Origin of the sequence: Pseudomonas sp. PARCl1 (assembly GCF_947311875.1) — a bacterium.
GTDB classification, from domain to species: domain Bacteria; phylum Pseudomonadota; class Gammaproteobacteria; order Pseudomonadales; family Pseudomonadaceae; genus Aquipseudomonas; species Aquipseudomonas juntendi.
In genome coordinates, this window is record NZ_CAMZMX010000016.1 from 13,271 (window position 1) to 36,887 (window position 23,617).

The window sequence follows — 23,617 nt, forward strand, 5'->3', positions numbered from 1 at the left end:
TGAAAACGGGAGTTTGCGTGATCGCATACGATCATTTCAAAATATTGTATACAAAAATAATCTTCGTTGTGTTCTATTTGTTCATCGGTTTTCAACTGCCCTCAGGGCTTCTCACAACAAGAAGAGGACCTTTTCATGAACGCTTTGAACCTGAAAGTCGCCGTTGGGCTGGTAAATGCCGCGCTGGCGGCGGGCCGCAAGATCAATGCGGCGCCGCTGACCGTGGCGGTGCTGGATGCTGGCGGCCACCTGCTGGCGCTGCAGCGCGAAGATGGCGCCAGCCTGATCCGCCCGGAAGTGGCCACCGGCAAAGCCTGGGGTGCGATAGCCCTGGGCAAGGGCTCGCGCTTGCTGGCGCTGGATGCGCAGCAGCGGCCGGCGTTTTTTGCCGCGCTGAACGGAATGGGTGAACGGCCGGTAGTGCCGGCGCCGGGGGGCGTGCTGATTCGTGATCAGGACGGCAAGGTACTGGGTGCTGTCGGGATCAGCGGCGATACGTCGGATATCGACGAACAGTGCGCGATCAGTGCGATCGAGGAGGTGGGGTTGCTGGCGGATGCCGGAGTAGCGGCGTAAAGCTCAAGATAGCCGGGGCCGCGTTGCGGCCCTTTCGCGACACAAGGCCGCTCCTACGGGGAATCGCGTAACCCTGTAGGAGCGGCCTTGTGTCGCGAAAGGGCTGCAAAGCAGCCCCACTGGCCCTGTCAGGCCAGCTCGGGCTCACAGCCCTTGAGCACCATGCGGATGATGGTCTCGGCTGCTGCGTCATAGTCGCTGTCGGCCAGCTTGGCCTTGCCGGTCACCGCAGAAATCTGCCAGTCGAAATCGGCATAGGTCTGGGTGGCCGCCCAGATGCTGAACATCAGGTGGTGCGCGTCTACATGGGCGATCTGCCCGTTGTCGATCCAGCGCTGGATGCACTCGATGTTGTGCCGGGCCTGCTCGTTCAACTGCGCCACCTGGTTCGGTGACAGGTGCGGGGCACCGTGCATGATCTCGCTGGCAAATACCTTGGAAGCATGGGGCAAGTCGCGGGAAATGCGGATTTTCGAGCGAATGTAGGCGCTCAGCACTTCTTTCGGGTCACCGTCGGCATTGAACGGCGTGGACGCCTGCATGATCGGCGCGATGATGCTTTCCAGCACCTCGCGGTAGAGGTTGTCCTTGGACTTGAAATAGTAATACACGTTCGGCTTGGGCAAGCCGGCCTTGGCCGCAATATCGCTGGTCTTGGTGGCCGCGAAGCCCTTGTCGGCGAATTCCTCGCTGGCTGCGCGCAGGATCAATTCCTTGTTGCGCTCGCGAATGGTGCTCATGGTCAGGGATCTTCCTCGTGTCTGGCCACCTCTAAGAGGGATCGGGCATGGTAGCACCGGGCCCGACGGGCGCTCAAGGCAGCGGCTTTGGGCTAGAATTCTGGGCATTTACTCATTCGGATGCAGGCAAACATGGCAGGAAGCAGTCTACTGGTACTGATCGACGATATCGCCACGTTGCTGGACGATGTTTCGCTGATGACCAAAGTGGCAGCAAAAAAAACCGCAGGCGTGCTGGGCGATGACCTGGCGCTCAATGCCCAGCAGGTGACGGGTGTGCGGGCCGATCGTGAACTGCCGGTGGTGTGGGCGGTGGCCAAGGGTTCGTTGATGAACAAGGCCATTCTGGTACCGGCGGCCCTGCTGATCAGCGCTTTCATCCCTTGGGCGGTCACGCCCTTGCTGATGCTGGGCGGCGCGTATCTGTGCTTCGAGGGCTTCGAGAAGCTGGCGCACAAGTTCTTGCACAGCAAAGAAGACGACGAGGCGCAAAAGGCTGCGCGCAAACAGGCTGTGGCCGATGCCAATGTCGACCTGGTGGCGTATGAGAAAGCCAAGATCAAGGGGGCTGTGCGTACCGACTTCATCCTGTCGGCGGAAATCATCGCCATTACCCTGGGCATCGTCGCCGACTCGCCGCTGCCACAGCAGGTGATCGTGCTGTCGGGCATCGCAGTGGTAATGACCCTGGGCGTTTACGGGGTGGTGGGCGGCATCGTCAAACTGGACGACCTTGGGCTGTGGATGACCAAGCGGGCGTCGGGCGTGGCTCAGGCGGTAGGCAATGGCATATTGCGCGCGGCACCCTACATGATGAAAGGCCTGTCGGTGGTTGGCACGGCGGCGATGTTCCTGGTGGGTGGCGGGATTCTGGTGCATGGCATCGCGCCGCTGCATCACGCGGTCGAAGCGTTCAGCGAGGGGCGCGGTGGTGGGCTTACCGTGGCGTTGCTCAATGGCGTGGCCGGGGTGATCGCCGGTGCCGTGGTGCTGGCGGTAGTGACGGTGGCCGAGAAGCTGTGGCGCCGCGTGCGGCCGGCCAACTGAGCGGCCTGGCCGGGGCGTTGCCCCGGTTCGCGGGCACGCCCGCTCCCACAGGTACAGTATCTGCCATGGGCCGAGCGCGGACCCTGTGGGAGCGGGCGTGGCCGCGAATGGGCCGCAGCGCGGCCCCGAGGGCTCAGGTCAGAAGTGCACCTTGACCAGGAAGCTCATGGTGTTCTGGTCGGTGGTGAAGGCATCGCTGTCCTTGATGCCGTACTTGTTCTTCCAGTAGTCATACTCCACACCCACGTACAACTGCTTCTCGCCAAAGTGCAGCGCCTTGCCCAGGTCGTACTTGATCTGCGGGTTGAAGTGCAGGTTGGCGTGGTAGGTGCCACGGCGGTTCTGGTCGTTGTCGACCACCCAGTCCATGAAGCCGTCGATCAGTACGTCGGAATCCCCCACCGGGATGGTGTACGACCACACCGGCGTGATCTGCCACACATTGTCGCCGGCACGGCTGCCGTCGGTGGTGCGGTTGTAGAAGTTCAGCTGGAAGTAGTCGAAACCAGGAATGGCCAGGTCGAAGCCCGGGCCGATCAGGTACGACTCGGTATCACCCTCGCCAAACTCGTAGGTCATGGCCAGCAGCACGTCCTTGACCGGGCCGAACTCCAGCTTCTGGTCGAAGATCTTGCCAAACGACAGGCGTGGGCTGATCTCGCCATAGTAGGTGTTCGGGCCGTTGCCCTCGTCCTTCTGGCCTTGGTAGAAGATCTTGTCGACAAAGATGAAGTTGTCGCCGTACTTCCAGCCATCGGCATGTTCGAAGGTCACGGTTTGCTGGGTTGGCGGGTTGACCTTGAAGTTCTTGCCCCACAGGTAGGTCAGGCTGTTGTTCTGCCATTGCAGCAAGTCACCGCCGAAGGTGGTGCCGCAGGCCAGCAGGCCGCCAGCAAGGATCAGGCTGTTGATGGTACGCATTGCGAGTGTCGCTCCCTTGTTTGATCTGTTGTCTGCGCTCGTTGTTGGCGCTTTTTGTCTTTTGAGTCAGCTTTTTTCGATAGGCCACAGCTGTTTGGCAAGGGTTGGGCCAACTTTTCCGGGTTGGCAAAACCTTCCTGCTCGACTTCGTTCTGAACGGATGAAAAGGGTCTTTCAGGCTGGCAACACGTTCGCCAACCGCCCGTATTCATTGACTGAGCGGTCAGTAAACGCAGGCAGAATCCGTTCTGCCCTGATCGAGGGGGCGCGCAGATTACTGGCTTGCGCGCCGCGCCTCAAGTGCTCCGTCCTGGAGCGCTGTGAATCAAACTTGTGCGTTCGGTCAACTTCTTAGAAGTGTACCTTGATCAGCGCGCTCGCCACGCTCTGGTTGCTGTCCAGGCTGCCGCGGCTGTCGATGCCGTACTTGTCCTTCCAGTAGCTGTACTCGAAGCCCACATAAAGCTGCTTTGCCCCCAGGTTCAGGGCCTTGCCCAGGTCATATTTGACCTGCGGGTTGAAGTGCAGGTTGGCGTGGTAGGTGCCACGGCGGGTCTGGTCGTTGTCGGTCACCCAGTCCATGTAACCATCTATCAGGATGTCGGACTTGCCCACCGGCAGGGTGTACGACCAGGCCGGGGTGATCTGCCACACATTGTCCCCGGGGCGGCTGCCCTCGGTGTTGCGCACATAGAAGTTAAGGGTGAAGTAGTTGAAGCCCGGGATGGCCAGGTCGAAGCCGGGGCCGATCAGGTAGGCCTCGTTGTCGCCTTCGCCACGTTCATAAGTCATGGCCAGCAACACATCCTTGACCGGGCCGAATGCCAGTTTCCGGTCGAAGATCTTGCCGAATGACAGGCGTGGGCTGAACTCACCGTAGTAGGTGGTCACGCCCTTGCTGGCGTCTGCTTTGCCGTTGTAGAAAATCTTGTCGACGAACATGAAGGTGTCGCCGTACTTCCATTTGTTGGCGTGCTCGAAGGTAACCGTCTGCTGGATGCTGGGGTTGACCTTGAAGTCCTTGCCGTACAGGTAGGTCAGGCTTTCGCCGTGCCATTGCAGCCATTCGCCCGCGTGGGCAGGAACGGTGGCCAGCAAGCTGCTGCCCAGCAAGAGGGACGTGGTGATGCGTTTCATGTTGTGCTTCCCGGACTTATTGTTTTTTTTGGGTTTTTTTGGCGTGCAGGTGCCCCGGGCGGCCCATTCCGGCGGGCCGACGGTATAGCGTCTACGACGGTTCGAGACCGGAGCGGCTACAGGCCGCTCCCGTTCACTCGAAGGGGTTTTGCCTCAGTGCTGGTGACAGGCGTCGTTGTGCACCGCGCGGTCGGCACCGCCCAGAATGTTGAACAGCACGTTCAGCACCAGGGCGCTGACCGTGGCCATGGCGATGCCACTGTGGGTGATGGGCTCCATCCACTGCGGCATCTGCGCGAAGAACTCCGGGCGCACCACGGGGATCAAGCCGAAGCCCACGCTTACCGCAACCAGCAACTGGTTGCGGCGGTCGCCGATGTCGGCTTCCTGGAGGATCTTGATCCCGGTAGCGGTCACCATGCCGAACATGGCGATCGACGCCCCACCCAGTACCGCGGGCGGGATCGAGGCGATCAGGAACGCTGCCTTGGGCAGCAGGCTGAGCAGAATCAGCAGTGCGCCGGCCACGATGGTGACAAAGCGGCAGCGGACCCCGGTCATCTGCACCAGGCCGATGTTCTGGGCGAACGACGAGTGGGTGAAGGTGTTGAAAAAGCCGGCGATGAACGACGCCCCGGCATCGCACAGCAGGCCGCGGCGGAGCATGCCTGGGGTGACTTCGCGGTCGGTCACCTTGCCCAGGGCAAGGAACATGCCCGTGGACTCGACGAAGATGATCACCACCACCAGGCACATGGACAGGATCGGTGCCAGGCTGAAGGTCGGCGTGCCGAAGTGCAGGGGCGTCACCACCTGCAACCACGGCGCTTCACTCAGGCCTGACAGATCGACCATGCCGATGGTGCCGGCCAGCACGTAGCCCAGGCCCATGCCAACCAGCACCGACACGTTGACCCAGAAGCCGCGCATGAAGCGGTTGATCAGCAGGATCACGGCCAGCACCAGGCCGGCCACCAGCAGGTAGATCGGCGAGCCGAACGTACTGGCATCCTGGCCGCCACCGGCCCAGTTGACCGCTACCGGGAACAGCGACAGGCCAATCGAGGTGATCACCGTTCCGGTGACCAGCGGTGGGAAGAAGCGCACGACCTTGGACATGAACGGTGCGATCAGCATGCCGAAGAAGCCGGCGGCGATGGTCGCGCCGAAGATCCCCTGCAGGCCTACACCGGGCATGCCGGCCATGGCCACCATGCTGCCCACGGCTGCGAAACTGGCACCCATCATCACCGGCATGCGGATGCCCACCGGGCCGATACCGAACGACTGGATGATGGTGGCGACGCCAGCGACCAGCAGGTCGGCGTTGATCAGGAAAGCGACTTCTTCACGGGACAGCCCGGCGGCCTGGCCAATGATCAGCGGCACAGCGATGGCGCCACCGTACATCAGCAAAACGTGTTGCAGGCCAACCAGGAACAGTTGGAACAGGGGCAAGGGTTCGCGCGGTGGCGCAACGGGTATGTACGCCTTGCGGGACTCGGACATGCAGCACCTCGAGTTTTGTTTTTATTCTCGGATCCAAGTGCCAAGCTCCAAGCGGCAAGCTTCAAGAAAAAGCTTGGTATCCGCACTGGAGCCTGGCACTCGATGCTTGCTTCCTACTACGTACAGCTTGAGGCTTGCAGCTTGACGCTTGTGGCTCGATCAGTTGACCTGGGCGCCCTTGGCGATCCAGTCACCGACCAGCTTGCGCTCCTCGGTGGTCATCTGGGTGATGTTGCCCAGCGGCATGATCTGGCTGGCCACTGCCTGCGCCTGAATGCGCGCGGCCTGGGCCTGGATCTGCTGCGGGGTGTCGAACATCACGCCGGCAGGTGCGGCGCTGAACAGTGGGCTGGTCGGCTTGGCCGAATGGCACACGGTGCAGCGTTCCTGGATGACATTGTGGATCTTGTCGAAGTCGCCAGCACCGGCCTGGGCCGTAGCCTGGGCCGGGGCTTCGGCAGGCGCTGCGGCGGCCTTGGCGGCGTCCTCGGCGCGTTGCTCGGCAGCGGTCTTGCCACCCACAGCAGTAGCCGGCAGAGGCTGGTACTCGATCTTCGCGGCGGCCTGCTCAGGGCTCACTGCCATCGGTTTGGGGCCGGTGACGTAGGCCAGGCAAATCATTGCCAGGGCACCGACAGGCAAGGTCCAGGCGTACTTGTTGCTGTCGTGGCGGGTGTTGAAGTAGTGGCGGATCAGCACCGCAGCTACCGCGATACCGGCCAGGATCAGCCAGTTGTACTGGCTACCGTAGGTGCTCGGGAAGTGGTTGCTGATCATGATGAACAGCACCGGCAGGGTGAAGTAGTTGTTGTGACGCGAGCGCAACAGGCCTTTGGCCGGCAGTACCGGGTCGGGCGTCTGGTTGTTCTCGATCGCGGCCACCAGCTGGCGCTGGGCCGGCATGATGATGCGGAACACGTTGCCGACCATGATGGTGCCGATGATCGCGCCGGTGTGCAGGTAGGCACCGCGGCCGCTGAACACCAGGCTGAAGCCCCAGCAGGCGGCGATGATCAGCACGAACAGCACGGCACCGAGCAACGCCGGCTTCTTGCCCAGCGGCGAGTCGCACAGGAAGTCGTAGATGAACCAGCCGGCGACCAGCGAGCCGATACCGATGGCTACGCCTTCGGCACCGCTGAGGGTACTGCCAGGGGCCAGCAGGTACAGCGTCGGGTTCCAGTAGAACACCACGCACAGCAGGGCGATACCGGACATCCAGGTGAAGTAGGCTTCCCATTTGAACCAGTGCAGGTTCTCGGGCATTTTCGGGGGGGCGAGCTTGTATTTCTCCAGGTGGTAGATACCACCGCCGTGAATCGCCCAGAGATCACCCGACAACCCATCGCGCGGGTTGCTTCGGTTCAGGTGGTTCTCCAGCCAGACGAAGTAGAACGATGCACCGATCCAGGCTACGCCGGTGATCATGTGAACCCAGCGAATGCTCAGGTTCAGCCATTCGTGAAGGTGTGCTTCCACAGTATGTACCTCTGCCGATCACCGAGAACGATGACCGACCTTTTCTTATTGGTGGGGATTGAGGATCAGCATCTGTTCCTCGGTGAAGTAATGCTCATCGCAGTTGTTGCCAGAACCGCTGCGATCAACCACCAGGAAGTCATCCCGCTTTTCGATCGTCAGCACCGGGTGGTGCCAGACGCCGCGATGGTAATTAACGCCCTGCCTGCCATTACTGCGGAAGGCACGGACCAAGCCTGATACAGGTGCATCGCCAATGGGCGCGACCACGATCAGAAAGGGGTTGCCGAGCAGCGGGATGAAAGCCTGGCTGCCCAGCGGATGGCGTTCAAGCATGCGTACGGTCAGCGGCATGTCCAGCGCATCGGCGCGGAAGATGCTGATGATCGCCTTGTCTTCAGGCTCGGCGGTCTCGACCGTGGCGAGCTTGTGAAAGCGCATGGTCGAGCCGTTGTTGATCATGAAGTGGTCGCTGCCGTCGGTTTCGATCACGTCGCCGAAGGGAGCGAAGGCTTCTTTGGTCAGGGGCTCGATCATCAGGGTGCGCATGCGGGTCTCTCTTTTATGTTCGTTGTACTGAATGGGGGTCGGCTGCCGCTTACAGCTGCAGCAGGCGGAACAGGGCGATCAGGTTGATCTGCGCCAAGGCTTCCTTGAATTCGGCCTCGCTGTCGTTGTGGATGCGCTTTTCGAACGCGGCGAGTATCTGGTGCCGGTTGCTGCCTTTTACCGCCATGATGAACGGGAACTGGAACTTGGCCTTGTAGGCATCGTTCAGCTCGGTGAAACGGGCGAACTCTTCGGCGGTGCACTGGTGGATACCGGCGCCGGCCTGTTCGTTGGTGCTCGATGCGGTGAGCTCGCCCTGGATGGCGGCCTTGCCGGCCAGGTCCGGGTGAGCATTGATCAGTGCCAGCTGGTCAGTGTGACTGGCGCTGAGCAGGATATCGCTCATGCGCTGGTGCAGCGCCTCGACTTCGTCCAGTTCACCCAGTTGGCCCACGTCATAGGCTTTTTCGGCGACCCACGGCGAGTGCTCGTAGATGTCGGCGAATACCTCGACGAAGGCGTCGCGGTCCAGGGCGGAGGGCTTGAGGGTCTTGAAGGCGGTCATCAGGCGTTCTCTTTCTTGTACGGGTGGGTGGTGTGCCAGTGGCGGGCGATGTCCACGCGACGGGCGAACCAGACCTGCTCGTGGCTCTTGGCGTAGTCGATGAAGCGCTTGAGCGCAGCCAGGCGCGCCGGGCGGCCGACCAGGCGGCAGTGCAGGCCGATGGAGAGCATCTTCGGCGCTTCGGCGCCTTCGGCATAAAGCACGTCGAACGCGTCTTTCAGGTACTGGAAGAACTGCTCGCCACAGTTGAAACCCTGCACTTGGGTGAAGCGCATGTCGTTGGTGTCCAGGGTATAGGGGATCACCAGGTGCGGCTTGCCGGTCGGGTTGTTCGGCTCCCAGTAGGGCAGGTCGTCGTCGTAGGTGTCGCTGTCGTAGAGGAAGCCACCTTCCTCCATCACCAGGCGGCGGGTGTTCGGGCCGGTGCGGCCGGTGTACCAGCCCACTGGGCGTTCACCGGTGATTTCGGTGAGGATGCGGATGGCTTCGAGCATGTGCTCGCGCTCCTGGGCCTCATCCATGTACTGGTAGTCGATCCAGCGGTAGCCGTGGCTGCAGATCTCGTGGCCAGCTTCGGCCATGGCGCGGATCACGTCGGGGTGGCGCTGGGCGGCCATGGCCACGGCAAAGATGGTGAGCGGGACGCCGCTGTCCTTGAACAGCTTGAGCAGGCGCCATACACCGGCACGGCTGCCGTATTCATACAGCGACTCCATGCTCATGTTGCGCTGGCCTTGCAGCGGCTGGGCAGCAACCATTTCGGAGAGGAACGCTTCGGACTCCTTGTCGCCGTGCAGGATGTTGCGTTCGCCACCTTCCTCGTAATTGAGCACGAAAGACAGCGCGATGCGAGCGTTGCCCGGCCATTGCGGGTGAGGAGGGTTGTTGCCGTAACCGATCAGGTCGCGAGGATAGTCAGCGCTCACTGCAGTCTTCCTTCTTGTGCGTTGGTGCGGGGGGGTGGGCGGCCCGCGTCGGGATGTCGCACCACCGGATGGGCTGATTGTATACAACTTATGAAATCTTTTGTAAGCCTGTTTTTCCGCATTTCTGCCCTTTTGTCGCTTCACTGCCAACAAGAAATACAGTGCAAGAAACCTGCCTGATTGGTCAGCTAATGAAGTGGGCGTCGTTATCCCGCCTGTATTCGCGACTGCTGGGTCGTTTGTGGGCAAGGTGCGGTGGGGTGCGACGGCTGGGTTCAAAAAATTGTGTACAATTTTGCCGTGGAATGTCTTAATAGCGTCATTCGCGCCTGCCGCAGGCCTTGTTTGGGTGCGCTGGCGAGTATTTCTTGCCCACAGATTGAACAAGAGGCGACACGCAATGGGACGTTTGACCACACACGTACTGGATGCCGCGCATGGCTGCCCGGGCAGCTCGATCAAGGTCGAGCTGTACCGTGTCGAAGGCCAGCAACTGGAGCTGGTGAACACCGCCCTGACCAACAGCGATGGCCGCGTCGACGCGCCGCTGTTGCAAGGCGACGACTACCGCACTGGCGTCTACCAGCTGCAGTTCAGCGCAGGCGACTACTACCGCGCCCGCGGTGTGCAACTGCCGGCCCAGGCGTTCCTGGATGTTGTGGTGCTGCGCTTTGGCATCGACGAGCAGCAGGAGCACTACCACGTGCCGCTGTTGATTTCGCCGTACAGCTATTCGACCTACCGTGGAAGCTAGTTGGTCGCTAGAAGAATCTTCGTAGGTCCTTTGGCCCGCTCTCACACTGGCGGGCTTTTTTTCGTCTGGTGTTTTTGTACTGGCTGTGCCGACCTTTATCCGCGCAAAGGCCGGCACAGCCTGCAGCAACGAAGAAAGGGCGCCGAGGCGCCCTTGGTGGGTACGGGGAGGTTCAGAGGAACACGAACTTGGCAATGAAGATCGCGCACAGCACCCACAGGCTGGCGGAGATTTCCTTGTACTTGCCGGTACCTGCCTTCAATGCCACATAGCTGATGAAGCCCAGGGCGATGCCATCGGCGACCGAGAAGGTCAACGGCATCATGATCACCGTGACGATCGCCGGAATGCTGTCGGTAGCCTCGTCCCAATGGATGTGCGCCATGCTGCCCATCATCAGCATGGCCACGTAGATCAGCGCACCTGCTGTGGCGTAAGCCGGAATCATCCCGGCCAGCGGGGCGAAGAACATTGCCGCGACGAACAGCAAACCGACCACCACCGCCGTCAGGCCGGTGCGGCCACCTGCCGCAACCCCGGCAGCACTTTCCACATAGCTGGTCACCGGCGGTACACCCACCACCGCACCGAACACACTCGATGCACTGTCGGCCTTCAACGCCCGCGACAGGTTCTCGATACGCCCGTCCGGTGCTACCAGATTCGCCCGCTGGGCCACACCCATCAGCGTGCCGGCCGTATCGAACATGTGCACGAACAGGAACGCCAGCACCACGCTGATCATGCTGACGTTGAACACGCCCGCCACGTCCATCGCCATCCAGGTCGGTGCCAGGCTCGGGGGCATCGACATCACCCCGCCAAATTTCACCAGGCCCAGACCCCAGCCGGCCAGGGTCACGCCGATGATGCTGATCAGGATCGCGCCGAACACGCGCTTGTAGCTGAGGATGGCGATCAGCAGGAAGCACACCGCCGCCAGCAGTGGCCCTGGCTCATGCAACGAGCCCAGCTTGATCAGGGTGGCGGGGCTGTCGACGATGATGCCGGCAGTTTTCAGGCCGATCAGCCCGAGAAACAATCCGACGCCGGCCCCCATGGCATGGCGCAGGCTCACCGGGATGCTGTTGAGCAGCCATTCGCGCACTTTCGACAAGGTCAGGAACATGAACAGCACGCCCGAAACGAAAACGGCCCCCAGCGCGGTTTCCCAGTTGTAACCCATGGTGCCGACCACGGTGTAGGTGAAGAAGGCGTTGAGCCCCATGCCCGGCGCCAGGCCCACCGGCCAGTTGGCGTACAGGCCCATCAGCAGGCAACCCAGCGCCGCGGCGATGCAGGTGGCGACGAAGGCGGCGCCATGGTCGATGCCGGCGTCGGCCATGATGTTGGGGTTGACGAAGATGATGTAGGCCATGGTGATGAAGGTGGTCACCCCGGCGATCAGTTCGGTTCTGACAGTGCTGCCGTGTTGCTTGAGTTTGAAAATCCGCTCCAGCCAACTCGTTTCGAGCGGCGGGGCAAGATCCAGCGTAGGGGCTTCGGATTTGCGGCTTTCCACAGCGTGTACTCCTCAAGTCTTTCTTGTTGTTGTGGGGGCCAGTTCCTGCGCCATGCACTTGGTGACCCCGCGAGGTGAGGCAGACGTCCGACCGTTTTGTTGACTTATGGGTCAAGAAGTTGCTCGATGGATTATGCTTTTGTGTACAAAGAATGCAAATAATGTTTTATGTTTTGTGTGCGCAATGCGTCGTACAACGGCTATATAGCGAAAACGCCCCCTGCGGAATCGCCTCAGCCTGTGTACAATGGCGCCATACTTTCTCTTCGTGCCTCGAGAGCCCATGAACGAACAGCTGCAACCTCTGAAGAAACCTGCACGGGTCGGCAAGGCCGGCCGCAGCGGTACCCAGGACGACATCGTCTACGCGCATATTTTCGAGGCGATTCTTGAACAGCGGCTGGCCCCGGGCACCAAGTTGAGCGAGGAAGCGCTGGGCGAAATCTTCGGCGTCAGCCGCACCATCATCCGCCGCGCCCTGTCGCGGCTGGCTCACGAGAGCGTGGTCTTGCTGCGGCCCAACCGCGGTGCCGTGGTGGCCAGCCCGACCGTTGAAGAGGCGCGCCAGGTGTTCTTCTCGCGGCGCATGGTAGAACGGGCCATTACCGAACTGGCCGTGCAGCATGCTACCGCCGAGCAACTGAACGAGCTGCGGCAGATGGTGCGTGAGGAGCGTGACAGCTTCTCGCGCGGCGACCGTGGTGCCGGTATCCGCCTGTCCGGCGAGTTTCACCTCAAGTTGGCCGAGGCAGCGGGCAATGCGCCGCTGGTCAGCTTCCAGCGCAGCCTGGTGTCGCAGACCTCGCTGATCATTGCCCAGTACGAAAGCGGCACGCGTTCGCACTGCTCGTATGACGAACACATGCAACTGATCGATGCCATCGAGGCGCGCGACGCCCAGCAGGCGGTGAGCCTGATGATGCACCACATGGACCACATCGACAGCAAGCTCAACCTGGACGAGGAAAGCGCCTCGGACGACCTGCATGCGGTGTTCTCGCATTTGCTGAAAAAGCCCAAGGTTTCCGTCAAAGGCTGATCGTTTGCCTGGTTGGCCCCAGGGGTGTGCATTTACGCTCACCCCTGGGGCTGCTTTGCAGCCCATCGCGACACAAGGCCGCTCCTACCAGGGCTTTGGCGGCTAGCGTTGGTGCACGCAACGCCCGGCAGCGTAGGTTTCACGCACGGTACGGTCGTCGCCCAGGGTGGTGAGCACGAACAGGGTTTCTTCGATGCTGTTGGACTGCTGGATGCGGTAGTCCAGTAGCGGCGTGGCCTTGTAGTCCAGCACTACGAAGTCGGCATCATTGCCGGGGCGCAGGCTGCCGATGCGGTCGTCCAGGCGCAGCGCACGGGCGCCGCCGAGGGTGGCCAGGTACAGTGACTTGAACGGGTGCAGGCGCGCGCCTTGCAGCTGCATCACCTTGTACGCCTCGTTCAGGGTGTTGAGCAGCGAGAAGCTGGTCCCGGCGCCGACGTCGGTGCCCAGGCCCACATTGACCTTGAAGCGCTCGGCTTGCGGCAGGTTGAACAGGCCGCTGCCGAGGAACAGGTTGGAGGTGGGGCAGAAGGCCACGGCCGAGCCAGTTTCGGCCAAGCGCTGGCACTCGTCGTCGCACAGGTGCACGCCGTGGGCGAATACCGAGCGCTCGCCCAGCAGCTCGAAGTGGTCATAGACGTCCAGGTAACCCTTCTGCTCAGGGAACAGCGACTTGACCCAGTCGATTTCCTTGAGGTTTTCCGACAGGTGCGTGTGCATGTACACGCCCGGGTGCTCCTTGAGCAACTGGCCGGCCAGGGTCAACTGTTCAGGCGTGCTGGTCGGTGCGAACCGCGGGGTGACGGCGTAGTGCAGGCGGCCCTTGCCGTGCCAGCGTTCGATCAGCGCCTTGCTTTCGGCATAACCGGACTCGGCAGTGTCGGTCAGGTAGTCCGGGGCGTTGCGGTCCATCATCACCTTGCCGGCGATCAGCCGCAGGTCCAGGCGCTCGGCCTCTTCGAACAGGGCATTCACCGATTCCGGGTGCACGCTGCCGAATACCAATGCGGTGGTGGTGCCGTTGCGCAGCAGTTCCTTGAGGAAGATCTTCGCCACCTGGTCGGCGTGGGCCTTGTCGGCAAACTGCTTTTCGCACGGGAAGGTGTAGGTGTTCAGCCAGTCCAGCAACTGCTCGCCGTAGGAACCGATCATGCCGGTTTGCGGGAAGTGGATGTGGGTATCGATGAAACCCGGGGTGATCAGTGCGTCCTGGTAGTGCTCGACCGGAAAGTCGGCGGCCAGGGTTGGCAGTAGCTCGCTGGCGTGGCCAACGGCGCTGATGCGGCCATCGTCGACGACCAGCAGGCCGTCTTCGTAGTATTCATGGGATGCCTCCAGGCCCACCTCGGCCGGGTCAGCGATGCTGTGCAGGATGGCGGCACGGTAGGCTTTGCGGGTAACGGTCATAACTCACTCGTCAAAGGGCTTGGCTGCGCCGGGAGGGCGGCAGCAACTGGGCAATGGGGCCGGCATTGGCGGCAGCGTCGTGCTGGCCAAAGCAGGCGTTGTAGGTGGCGATGATTTCGCCGGCAATGGACACCGCGATCTCGATGGGCAGCTTGCCCTTGACCTCGGCCAGGCCCATCGGGCAGCGCATGCGCGCCAGCAGCGCGTCGTCGTAGCCCCGCTCGCGCAGGCGGTGCTCGAACTTGACCCGTTTGGTCTTCGAGCCAATCAGGCCGAACCAGGTGAAGTCGTTGCGCTTGAGAATGGCGGCGGTCAGTTCCAAGTCGAGCTGATGGTTGTGGGTCATGACGATGCAGTAGCAACCTGGTGGCAGCTGTGCCACTTCGTCGACCGGCTCTTCACTGACCACCTTGGTCACCCCGTTGGGGATGAATTCGGGGAATTCCTGTTCACGCGAGTCGACCCAGCGCACCCGGCAGGGCAGGGCGGCGAGCAAGGGTACCAGAGCGCGGCCGACATGGCCCGCGCCGAACACGGCGATGTGCGCCTGCACGGCAGCCATGGGTTCGAACAGCAGCACGGTGACGCCGCCGCAGCACTGGCCCAGGCTGGCGCCGAGGCTGAAGCGTTCCAGGTGCGGCGTGGTGCGTTGTGCTTCAAGCATTTGCCGGGCGATGTGCAGGGCCTTGTATTCCAGGTGGCCACCGCCGATGGTGTCGAACAGGCCGCTGGCGCTGACCACCATCTTCGAGCCGGCATTGCGCGGGGTCGAGCCGCGTTCCTCGATGATGGTCACCAGTACGCAGGCTTCGCCACGGGCCTGGTGGTCGGCGAGGGCGTTGATCCATTGGTGCATGATGCAACCTCTCTAAAGATCGACACGGCCCCCTTGTAGGAGCGGCCTCGTGTCGCGAAAGGGCTGCACCGCAGCCCCGACAATCTATGCAGTAGCCAAGATCTTGGGGCCGCTTCGCGACCCTTTCGCGACACAAGGCCGCTCCTACAGGGCCTTGCGTTGTCAGTGGGTGACGGTTTCCAATTCCTGTTCAGACGGTTGCTGCTGGGCCACCGCCTTTCGCATCTGCTCACACCCCCACAACACCCGCTCCGGCGTTGCCGGCGCGTCGATGTTCGGCTGCACGCGGTAGTCGGCAAGGCTCGCCACGGCATCCTTGATCGCGCACCAGGCGGCAATGCCGAGCATGAACGGCGGCTCGCCCACGGCCTTGGAGTGGAACACGGTGTCTTCCGGGTTCTTGCGGTTTTCCACCAGCTTCACGCGCAGGTCCAGTGGCATGTCAGCCACTGCCGGAATCTTGTAGCTGGCCGGGCCGTTGGTCATCAGCTTGCCCTTGGCGTTCCACACCAGTTCCTCGGTGGTCAGCCAGCCCATGCCCTGGATGAAACCGCCCTCTACCTGGCCAATGTCGATGGCCGGGTTCAGCGAGTCACCGACATCGTGCAGGATATCGGCGCGCAACATCTTGTATTCACCCGTCAGGGTGTCGACGATCACCTCCACACAGGCAGCGCCGAAGGCGAAGTAGTAGAACGGCCGGCCACGGGCCTGGCTGCGGTCGTAGTAGATCTTCGGCGTGCGATAGAAGCCCGTGCTGGACAGCGACACCTGGGCAAAGTAGGCCTGCTGCACCAGCTGCTCGAAACTGACGATCTGATCGCGCACCCGCACATGGCCGTTGCGGAACTCGACGTCTTCCTCGGTCACCTGGTAGTGCCGTGCGGCAAACTCGGTCAGGCGCTTCTTGAGGATCTCGGCCGCGTTCTGCGCCGCCTTGCCGTTCAGGTCGGCACCGCTCGAGGCGGCCGTGGGCGAGGTGTTGGGCACTTTGTCGGTATTGGTGGCGGTGATCTGGATACGGCTGAAATCCACCTGGAAGATCTGTGCCACCACCTGCGCCACCTTGGTGTTCAGGCCCTGGCCCATTTCGGTGCCGCCATGGTTCAGGTGGATGCTGCCATCGGTGTAGATGTGGATCAGCGCACCGGCCTGGTTGAGGAAGGTGGCGGTGAACGAAATGCCGAATTTGACCGGGGTCAGGGCCAGGCCTTTCTTCAGCACCGGGCTGTTGGCGTTGAAGCGGCGGATCGACTCGCGGCGCTCGGCGTAGTCGCTGCTGGCTTCCAGCTCGGCGGTCATCTCTTCGAGCATATTGTGCTCGACGGTCTGGTAGTAATGGGTGACGTTGCGTTCGGTCTTGCCGTAGTAGTTGGCCTTGCGCACCGCCAGGGGGTCACGGCCCAGGTGGCGGGCGATATGGTCCATCACCTGTTCGATGGCAACCATGCCCTGCGGGCCGCCAAAGCCGCGGTACGCCGTGTTGGAGGCGGTGTTGGTCTTGCAGCGGTGACCATGCACCGTGGCATCGCCCAGGTAGTAGGCATTGTCGGAGTGGAACATGGCGCGGTCGACGATCGAGCCAGACAGGTCGGGCGAATAGCCACAGTTGCCGGCCAGGTCCAGATTGATGCCATGCAGGCGCCCATTCTCATCGAAGCCCACGTCGTACTCGACGTAGAACGGGTGGCGCTTGCCGGTCATGGTCATGTCTTCGACCCGCGGCAGGCGCATCTTGGTCGGCTGGCCGGTCAGGCGCGCCACCACCGCGCACAGGCAGGCCGGGCTGGCGGCCTGGGTTTCCTTGCCGCCAAAGCCGCCGCCCATGCGGCGCATGTCCAGCACCACCTTGTTCATCGGCACGTCGAGTACTTCGGCGACCAGCTTCTGCACTTCGGTGGGGTTCTGCGTGGAGCAGTAGACGATCATGCCGCCATCTTCGGTAGGCATCACCGAGGAAATCTGCGTTTCCAGGTAGAAATGCTCCTGGCCACCGATGTGCAGGGTGCCCTGGAGGCGGTGCGGGGCGCTGGCCAAGGCGCTGGCGGAGTCGCCGCGCTGGTGGGTGTGGCTGTCGAGCACGAAGTGCCGCTTGCGCAGCGCGTCGACCACGTCCAGCACCGGCTCCAGGTCCTCGTACTCGACGATTGCGGCCATGGCCGCCTTGCGTGCGGTGTCCAGGTCACGTGCAGCCACGGCCAGCACCGGCTGGCCGAAGAACTCGACCTTGTCGATAGCCAGCAGCGGGTCACCCGCCACCACCGGGCCGATGTCTTTCAGGCCAGGGATGTCTTCGTGGGTGATGGCGATGCGCACGCCCTCGAAGGCATAGCACGGCGCGGTGTCGATGCGCAGGATGCGCGCATGGGCACGGTCGGCGGTGCGGGCATAGACGTGCAGCTGGTTGGGGAATTCCAGGCGGTCGTCGATGTACAGCGCCTCGCCGGAGACATGTTTGTCGGCGCTGTCGTGCTTGACGCTGCGGCCAACCCCGGTGGTCAGGTGCTGGCTGAACAGTTCGGCCATCTCGGCCTGGCTCTTGGCTACATGGTGGTTAGACATAAGCGGTCACCCGGGTTTCGATGTGCGGCGATTGCTGTTCGATGAAGTACTTGCGCAGCAGGTTCTGTGCAGTCAGCAGGCGGTATTCCTTGCTGGCGCGGAAGTCGCTGAGCGGGGTGAAGTCTTCGGCCAGGGCCTGGCAGGCACGCTCGATGGCCGCCGCGTTCCAGGGTTTGCCGCGCAGCGCGGCTTCGCAGGCGCGCGCGCGCTTGGGTATCGCTGCCATGCCGCCGAAGGCGATGCGCACACCGCTGACCACCCCGTCCTCGATGCTCAGGTTGAAAGCGCCGCACACGGCGGAGATGTCGTCGTCCAGGCGCTTGGATACCTTGTAGGCACGGAACGCCCAGTCGCGGCTGGCGCGTGGCACGATGATCTTCTCGATGAACTCGCTGTCCTGGCGGGCAGTGATGCGGTAGTCGATGAAGTAGTCCTCCAGCGGCATCACCCGTTGACGCTCACCCTGGCGCAGCACCACCTGCGCATCCAGGGCGATCAGCAGGGGTGGCGAGTCGCCAATCGGTGAGGCATTGCCAATGTTGCCACCGAGGGTGCCCTGGTTGCGGATCTGCAGCGAGGCGAAGCGGTGCAGCAGGGCGCCGAAGTCGGGGTACTCGTCGTTCAGGGCGCCGTAGCAGTCGGTGAGCGGGGTTGCGGCGCCGATTTCCAGGTGGCTGGCGGTTTTCTCGATGCGTTTGAGTTCGGCGACGTGGCCCACGTAGATCATCACCGGCAGGGTCTTGTGGAACTGGGTGACTTCCAGGGCCAGGTCGGTACCACCGGCCAGCAGCCGCGCCTCTGGGTGCGAGCTGTACAATTCGGCAAGATCCGCCACGGTCAGTGGCACCAGGCAGCGCTTGTCGCCGCTGTTCAGTTCACCGGTCTGGGTGGGGGCAATGGCCTTCAGGCGGCTGATGGTATGCGCCTGCTGGGCATCGAACTGGTCGCGGCAAGGCTGGCGGCAGCTCTGCTCGGCGGCGTCGAGGATCGGCCGGTAGCCGGTGCAGCGGCACAGGTTGCCGGCCAGGGCCTCCTGGGCCTGGTGCAGGTCGGCGCCGTCGCTGTTCTTTTGCAGGGCAAACAGCGACATCACGAAGCCGGGTGTGCAGAACCCGCATTGCGACCCATGGCAGTCGGCCATGGCTTGCTGCACGCTGTGCAGCTGGCCCTGGTGCTTGAGGCCCTCGACGCTGATCAGTTGCTTGCCATGCAGCGACGAGACGAAGGTCAGGCACGAATTGAGGCTGCGGTAGCGCAGGCTGTCGTTGCCCTGTGCGTCCTGGGTCAGTTCACCGACCACCACGGTGCAGGCGCCGCAGTCACCGCTGGCGCAGCCTTCCTTGGTGCCGGGTTTGCCCAGGTGCTCGCGCAGGTACTGCAGCACCGTCATGTTAGGGTCCAGGGCGTGCTCACTACGCAGCTCCTGATTGACGAGAAACTGGATCACGGGGATGGCCTCGCAATGGTTTTATTGTTGTTGGGCGGACTCTAAGCAACACCTGTCCAGCAGGTCAATATTTTTCTGACCCAAAGGTCAAGAAATTGCGCGTGGTCTCGCCCAACCCTGTTCATTGCCCATATTGCAAGCATAGATCGCGCCGGGCCCGCGGTTGTCTGCTGGGTCAAATAAACCGCCTGCCCCCTCTGCGCGACCAATGGTCAAGTGCGCTACACTTCGCCCCTTGTGCCCAGTTCAATGATTTTGAAGGAAAACCATGACGTTCAAGGCCCCGGACAGCCTCTCCGAGCAGATTGCCGATTACCTGGCCGAACGCATTATCCGCGGCGAGCTGGCGCCCGGCGAGCGCATTCAGGAGCAAAAGGTTACGCAGGCACTCAATGTCAGCCGCGGTTCTGTGCGCGAGGCGTTGCTGATTCTCGAACGCCGCCACCTGGTGGCGATCTTGCCGCGCCGCGGTGCCCATGTCACCGAGCTGGACGAACGCAGCGTGCGCAGCCTGTGCGCGCTGATGGGCGAGTTCTATATCCTGCTGGGCAATGCGGTTGCACAAAAATGGCGCACCGAAGCCGACCTGCGCCCGTTTCTGGAGATTCAGCAGCGGCTGCAGCGCGCCCACGACCGGCTGGACATCAAGGCTTTCGTCGGTGACAGCTTCGCGGTGATGCGCGCCGCCTATCCGTTTGCCGATAACCCTTTCTTGCAGGAAACCGTGGAAAACCTGCAGCCGGCCATGAGCCGTGCCTATTATCTGGCGCTGGACCAACGCCAGGCCAACATGATCGATTACCTCGACCTGTTCGCCCGCCTGCTCGAAGCGGTGGTCGCCCGTGACCTGCCGCACATTCGCGAGGTGCTTACCGCTTACTGCCAGCGCAGCTGCGAACTGGTGCTGGCGGCACTGGCCCGAGGCTGACCGATGCGCCTCAAATGCATTCGCCTGGCCGGCTTCAAGTCGTTCGTCGACCCGACCACGGTCAATTTCCCCAGCAACATGGCGGCCGTGGTCGGCCCCAACGGCTGCGGCAAATCCAACATCATCGACGCGGTGCGCTGGGTGATGGGCGAGAGCTCGGCGAAGAACCTGCGCGGCGAATCGATGACCGACGTCATCTTCAACGGCTCCAGTGGGCGCAAACCGGTCAGCCAGGCCAGCATCGAGCTGGTCTTCGACAACAGCGAAACCACCCTGGTCGGCGAGTATGCCGCGTACGCCGAAATTTCCATCCGCCGCAAGGTCACCCGCGACGGGCAGAACAGCTACTACCTGAACGGCACCAAGTGCCGCCGGCGCGACATCACCGACATTTTCCTCGGCACCGGGCTGGGGCCGCGCAGCTACTCGATCATCGAACAGGGCATGATCTCCAAGCTGATCGAGGCCAAGCCCGAAGAGTTGCGCAATTTCATCGAGGAAGCCGCCGGCATCTCCAAATACAAGGAGCGCCGCCGCGAAACCGAGAACCGTATCCGCCGCACCCAGGAAAACCTGGCACGCCTGACCGACCTGCGTGAAGAACTGGAACGCCAGCTCGAGCGCCTGCACCGCCAGGCCCAGGCCGCGGAAAAGTACCGTGAATACAAGGCGCGGGAGCGCCAGCTGAAAGCGCAGCTGTCGGCCTTGCGCTGGCGCGACCTGGACGAGCGGGTACGCCAGCGCGAGTCGGTGATCGGTGACCAGGGCGTGGCCCACGAGGCACTGGTGGCCGAGCAGCGCAACGCCGATGCCAGCATCGAGCGCCTGCGTGACGGTCATCACGAGTTGTCCGAGCGGTTCAACCAGGTGCAGGGCCGTTTCTATTCGGTGGCCGGTGACATTGCCCGGGTCGAGCAGAGTATCCAGCACGGTCAGCAGCGCCTGCGCCAGTTGCAGGACGACTTCAAGGAGGCCGAGCGCACCCGTTTGGAAACCGAGTCGCACCTGGGGCATGACCGCACCTTGCTGGCGACCCTGGGCGAAGAGTTGGCCATGCTCGAACCCGAGCAGGAAATGACCCTGGGCGCCGCCGAAGAAGCTGCGGCGGCGCTGGAAGAGGCCGAGCTGGCCATGCACGGCTGGCAAGAGCAGTGGGACAGCTTCAACAGCCGCTCTGCCGAACCGCGCCGCCAGGCCGAAGTGCAGCAGGCGCGCCTGCAGCAGTTGGAAGCCAGCCTGGAGCGCCAGGCTGAGCGCCAGCGCAAGCTGGGCGAAGAGCGCGAGCAACTCGGGAGCGATCCGCAGGACGCCACCCTGCTGGATCTGGCCGAACAACTGGCCAGCAGCGAAATGTTGCTGGAAGAACTGCAGCTCTCCGAAGAACAGGTGGTCGAGCGTCTGGAAAGCGCGCGCGGGCAGTTGCAGCAGGCTACCCAGGCCCAGCAGCAGGCACAGGGCGACCTGCAGCGCCTGGGCGGCCGCCTGGCATCCTTGGAAGCGTTGCAGCAGGCAGCCCTGGAGCCGGGGGCGGGCGCCGCAGACTGGCTGCAGGGCCAGGGCCTGCAGCAACAGCCACGCTTGGCTGAAGGCTTGCGGGTAGAACCGGGCTGGGAGCTTGCCGTAGAAACCGTGCTCGGCGCTGACCTGCAGGCCGTGCTGGTGGACGATTTCAACGGCCTCGATTTTGCCGGTTTGGAACAAGGCGAGCTGCGCTTGCTGCAGGCCAGCGATGCCAGCGCGTCGTTGCCCGGCAGCCTGCTGGAAAAGGTCGAAGGCGGTGTCGATCTGGCACCCTGGCTGGGTCAGGTCATGCCTGTCGAGGACTTGGCCCAGGCGCTGGCGCAGCGCACAGCGCTTGGCGACGGGCAGAGCCTGGTCAGCCGCGATGGCTACTGGGTTGGCCGGCACTTCCTGCGGGTGCGCCGTGGCGGTGAGGCCGAAGGCGGAGTGCTGGCGCGTGGCCAGGAAATCGACCGCCTGGGCCAGGAACAACTGCAGCAGGAAGCGGCGTTGGAACAGCTTGAGCAACAGTTGCAAACCCTGCGCGAGCAGCAGCTGGACCTGGAAGAACAGCGCGAGCAACTGCGCCGCCGCAGCCAGGAAGAAAACCGCCTGCACGGTGAACTGAAAGCCAGCCTCTCGGCCAGCCGTGCGCGCGCCGAACAGGTCGAGCTGCGCCGCCGGCGCTTGCAGGAAGAACTGGCCGAACTGGAAGAACAGCGCGCCCTTGAGCACGAACAACTGGGCGAAGCCCGCCTGTTGCTGCAAGAGGCGGTGGAGCTGATGGCCCAGGACACCGAGCAGCGCGAGCAATTGATGGCCCGCCGCGACGCCCTGCGCGAAAGCCTCGACCGGGTGCGCCAGGAGGCCCGCCAGCACAAGGACCACGCCCACCAGCTGGCCGTGCGGCTGGGCTCGCTGCGTGCGCAGCATGACTCCACCCGCCAGGCTCTGGAGCGCCTGGAGCAGCAAGCAGCAAGGCTGACCGAGCGCCAGGAGCAACTGAGCCTGAACCTGGAGGAGGGCGAGGCACCACAGGAGGAGTTGCGCCTGAAGCTCGAAGCGCTGCTGGAACTGCGCATGAGTGTTGACGAGGAAATGCGCCTGGCGCGCCTGCACATGGACGAAGCCGACCGCGAATTGCGCGAGGCCGAGAAGCGCCGCACGCAGGCTGAGCAGCAGGCGCTGTTGTTGCGCGGCCAGCTGGAGCAGCTGCGGCTGGAGTGCCAGGGCCTGGATGTGCGGCGCAAGACCCTGCAGGAGCAGCTGCTGGCCGACGGTTACGACCTGCAAGGGGTGCTCGCCACCCTGGAGGCCGATGCCAGCGAGCAGGGCACCGAACAGGCGCTGGAGCAACTCGAGGCGCGTATCCAGCGCCTGGGTGCGATCAACCTCGCCGCCATTGAGGAGTACGAGCAACAATCCGAGCGCAAGCGCTACCTGGATGCCCAGGACGCCGACCTGGTGGAGGCGCTGGAGACCCTGGAAAACGTCATTCGCAAGATCGACAAGGAAACCCGCAACCGCTTCAAGGATACCTTTGATCAGATAAATGCCGGATTACAGGCACTTTTCCCAAAAGTTTTCGGTGGTGGCAGCGCTTATCTGGAACTGACGGGCGAAGATCTACTCGATACAGGGGTGACGATCATGGCGCGACCGCCGGGCAAGAAGAACAGCACCATCCATCTGCTGTCCGGCGGCGAAAAGGCACTGACCGCATTGGCGCTGGTGTTTGCCATCTTCAAGTTGAACCCCGCACCGTTCTGCATGCTCGACGAAGTCGATGCGCCGCTGGACGATGCCAACGTCGGGCGCTACGCGCGCCTGGTCAAGGAAATGAGTGAGAGCGTGCAGTTCATCTACATCACCCACAACAAGATTGCGATGGAGATGGCCGATCAACTGATGGGGGTAACCATGCATGAACCCGGTTGTTCACGTCTTGTTGCAGTTGATGTGGAGGCCGCCATGGCCATGGTCGATGCGTGATGTGCGACGATGCGGGCACTTTCTCCAACGAAATGCCCCCGTCATGTGCGACAGACGGTGTAAAGTTGTCTTTGGTCGTGCTAGCTTAATGTCACTCGTTTATTGCGTGGGTAAAACGCCTGTCAGAACATAGAGTTGGCGCCACGTGTTAAAGGGCTTTG

General features: G+C 62.6%; 19 protein-coding genes. 6 read left to right on the forward strand and 13 right to left on the reverse strand.

What is annotated here, in order from left to right; translation table 11 throughout:
* Positions 1-135 precede the first annotated feature (135 nt).
* The gene (locus QME24_RS11325; RefSeq protein ID WP_009683941.1) at positions 136-576 is read left to right on the forward strand and encodes a heme-binding protein; all 441 of its coding nucleotides are present in this window, start codon (positions 136-138) and stop codon (positions 574-576) included.
* 128 nt (positions 577-704) lie between these two features.
* Here QME24_RS11325 and QME24_RS11330 read toward each other — a convergent pair whose 3' ends face one another.
* Positions 705-1,316 carry a TetR/AcrR family transcriptional regulator gene (locus QME24_RS11330; RefSeq protein ID WP_009683940.1) on the reverse strand — a complete coding sequence of 204 codons (612 nt, stop codon included), beginning with the start codon at positions 1,314-1,316 and terminating at the stop codon, positions 705-707.
* 132 nt (positions 1,317-1,448) lie between these two features.
* Between QME24_RS11330 and QME24_RS11335 the strand changes: the two genes are divergently transcribed.
* Positions 1,449-2,363 carry a DUF808 family protein gene (locus tag QME24_RS11335; protein ID WP_192440415.1) on the forward strand — a complete coding sequence of 305 codons (915 nt, stop codon included), beginning with the start codon at positions 1,449-1,451 and terminating at the stop codon, positions 2,361-2,363.
* A 138-nt stretch (positions 2,364-2,501) separates the two neighbouring features.
* Here the strand turns inward: QME24_RS11335 and QME24_RS11340 are convergent, their stop codons facing one another.
* The 7 genes from QME24_RS11340 to puuE form a co-directional block, all read right to left on the reverse strand.
* Positions 2,502-3,284 (reverse strand): outer membrane protein OmpK, encoded by a 783-nt coding sequence (locus QME24_RS11340; RefSeq protein ID WP_009683938.1) that lies wholly within the window; start codon positions 3,282-3,284, stop codon positions 2,502-2,504.
* A 351-nt stretch (positions 3,285-3,635) separates the two neighbouring features.
* Positions 3,636-4,421 (reverse strand): outer membrane protein OmpK, encoded by a 786-nt coding sequence (locus QME24_RS11345; protein WP_054881405.1) that lies wholly within the window; start codon positions 4,419-4,421, stop codon positions 3,636-3,638.
* A gap of 153 nt (positions 4,422-4,574) precedes the next feature.
* Positions 4,575-5,930, reverse strand: coding sequence for a nucleobase:cation symporter-2 family protein (locus QME24_RS11350; RefSeq protein WP_054881406.1), 1,356 nt, complete (start codon positions 5,928-5,930; stop codon positions 4,575-4,577).
* Positions 5,931-6,089: 159 nt separating this feature from the next.
* On the reverse strand, positions 6,090-7,409 hold the full coding sequence (locus QME24_RS11355) for a urate hydroxylase PuuD (RefSeq protein ID WP_054881407.1): 1,320 nt from the start codon (positions 7,407-7,409) through the stop codon (positions 6,090-6,092).
* 45 nt (positions 7,410-7,454) lie between these two features.
* The gene (locus QME24_RS11360) at positions 7,455-7,958 is read right to left on the reverse strand and encodes an ureidoglycolate lyase (RefSeq protein WP_009683933.1); all 504 of its coding nucleotides are present in this window, start codon (positions 7,956-7,958) and stop codon (positions 7,455-7,457) included.
* 49 nt (positions 7,959-8,007) lie between these two features.
* A complete protein-coding gene (gene uraD / locus QME24_RS11365) occupies positions 8,008-8,523 on the reverse strand; it encodes a 2-oxo-4-hydroxy-4-carboxy-5-ureidoimidazoline decarboxylase (RefSeq protein ID WP_054881408.1) in 516 nt (171 codons plus the stop codon).
* Entirely contained in the window at positions 8,523-9,449 is a 927-nt protein-coding gene (gene puuE / locus QME24_RS11370) for an allantoinase PuuE (protein WP_009683931.1), read from the reverse strand. The genes uraD and puuE overlap by 1 nt, the downstream gene beginning before the upstream one ends.
* Positions 9,450-9,849: 400 nt before the next feature.
* Here puuE and uraH point away from each other — a divergent pair, with 400 nt between their 5' ends.
* The gene (gene uraH / locus QME24_RS11375; RefSeq protein WP_003259496.1) at positions 9,850-10,203 is read left to right on the forward strand and encodes a hydroxyisourate hydrolase; all 354 of its coding nucleotides are present in this window, start codon (positions 9,850-9,852) and stop codon (positions 10,201-10,203) included.
* Between the two features lie 172 nt (positions 10,204-10,375).
* Here the strand turns inward: uraH and QME24_RS11380 are convergent, their stop codons facing one another.
* The gene (locus tag QME24_RS11380; protein WP_154211630.1) at positions 10,376-11,695 is read right to left on the reverse strand and encodes an NCS2 family permease; all 1,320 of its coding nucleotides are present in this window, start codon (positions 11,693-11,695) and stop codon (positions 10,376-10,378) included.
* 313 nt (positions 11,696-12,008) lie between these two features.
* Between QME24_RS11380 and QME24_RS11385 the strand changes: the two genes are divergently transcribed.
* Positions 12,009-12,764, forward strand: coding sequence for a GntR family transcriptional regulator (locus QME24_RS11385; protein ID WP_054890194.1), 756 nt, complete (start codon positions 12,009-12,011; stop codon positions 12,762-12,764).
* A 102-nt stretch (positions 12,765-12,866) separates the two neighbouring features.
* Here QME24_RS11385 and guaD read toward each other — a convergent pair whose 3' ends face one another.
* The 4 genes from guaD to xdhA all read right to left on the reverse strand — a co-directional run bounded on the left by guaD (position 12,867) and on the right by xdhA (position 19,036).
* Positions 12,867-14,171, reverse strand: a complete 1,305-nt coding sequence (gene guaD / locus QME24_RS11390) for a guanine deaminase (protein ID WP_009683927.1) — start codon at positions 14,169-14,171, stop codon at positions 12,867-12,869.
* 10 nt (positions 14,172-14,181) lie between these two features.
* Positions 14,182-15,027, reverse strand: coding sequence for a xanthine dehydrogenase accessory protein XdhC (xdhC, locus tag QME24_RS11395; protein ID WP_054881413.1), 846 nt, complete (start codon positions 15,025-15,027; stop codon positions 14,182-14,184).
* A 162-nt stretch (positions 15,028-15,189) separates the two neighbouring features.
* Entirely contained in the window at positions 15,190-17,589 is a 2,400-nt protein-coding gene (xdhB, locus tag QME24_RS11400) for a xanthine dehydrogenase molybdopterin binding subunit (protein ID WP_182336662.1), read from the reverse strand.
* A complete protein-coding gene (gene xdhA, locus QME24_RS11405; RefSeq protein WP_054890191.1) occupies positions 17,582-19,036 on the reverse strand; it encodes a xanthine dehydrogenase small subunit in 1,455 nt (484 codons plus the stop codon). The genes xdhB and xdhA overlap by 8 nt, the downstream gene beginning before the upstream one ends.
* 268 nt (positions 19,037-19,304) lie before the next feature.
* Between xdhA and QME24_RS11410 the strand changes: the two genes are divergently transcribed.
* Both QME24_RS11410 and smc read left to right on the forward strand, forming a co-directional pair.
* Positions 19,305-19,964 carry a GntR family transcriptional regulator gene (locus tag QME24_RS11410; protein ID WP_009683923.1) on the forward strand — a complete coding sequence of 220 codons (660 nt, stop codon included), beginning with the start codon at positions 19,305-19,307 and terminating at the stop codon, positions 19,962-19,964.
* A 3-nt stretch (positions 19,965-19,967) separates the two neighbouring features.
* A complete protein-coding gene (smc, locus tag QME24_RS11415) occupies positions 19,968-23,456 on the forward strand; it encodes a chromosome segregation protein SMC (RefSeq protein ID WP_280091332.1) in 3,489 nt (1,162 codons plus the stop codon).
* The last annotated feature ends 161 nt before the right edge of the window (positions 23,457-23,617 follow it).